The 815-nt window shown below is 82.6% G+C and carries 1 pseudogene; it reads left to right on the forward strand.

The window, feature by feature from the left end:
* A pseudogene (locus ACFQ11_RS37760) lies at positions 1-815 on the forward strand (hypothetical protein); the annotation flags it as partial.

Consider the following 815-nt stretch of genomic DNA (forward strand, 5'->3'; position numbering starts at 1 on the left):
GTCCCCGCGAGCGCGCTGACGGTGCCCGACGCCACCGCCGGGGTCGTCCCGGACGCCGCGGACGCCCTCGGCCTGGACGGCGGGAACGCCGCGGACGTCGCGGGGCTGCTGCGCGCCACCGGGCTCGCCCTGCCCGCGCTGGTGCTCACGGTGCCGCTCGCGGCGCTCGCCGCCCGCCGCCTGCCCGCCTGGACGGTGCTCGCCGCGGGCCTGCTGACGCTCCTGGCGGCGCTCGGCGCGGCCCGGGCGGTCGACTCGGTGCCATCGGCCGGGACGGGCCGCGCGCTGCAGGGCGCAGGGGCGGGCATCGCGCTCCCGGCGGCGCTCGTCCTGGCCCGGGAACGGGGCGGCCGCGCCATGACGACCGTGTGGGCGGGGCTGCTCGCGGACGCGCTGCTGGCCGCGACGCCGCTGGTGCTGGGCGCCGTCCCGCAGCCGCCCGGCGACGACCCCGCGGGGACCGGACGCGACTGGCGCGCGGCCCTCGCGCCCTGGACATGGCCCGCCGCCGCCGCGCTCGCCGCCGTCCTCGCGTACCGCGTCGCCGCCGGGCGCACGCCGTCGCCGCTGCCGCCGCCCCGGCAGGCCGAGCGCGGCGGGCTGCTCCTGCCGTTCGCGCCGTGCGCCGCGTTCGCGTTGCTGGCGGTCGTCGCCGCGCACGGCTGGTCGCCCGGCGCGCGGCTCGTCGTCGCGGGGACCATGGTCGCCGCGCTGCTCGGCCTCGCCCTCGCCGCCACCCGGGACGCGGCGACCGGCAGCCCGTACGGCTGCGCGATCACGATGGTCGCCGCCGGGCTGCTCGTCCAGCCCGCGGC

This window comes from Actinomadura sediminis (genome assembly GCF_042675525.1).
Taxonomy (GTDB): domain Bacteria; phylum Actinomycetota; class Actinomycetes; order Streptosporangiales; family Streptosporangiaceae; genus Spirillospora; species Spirillospora sediminis.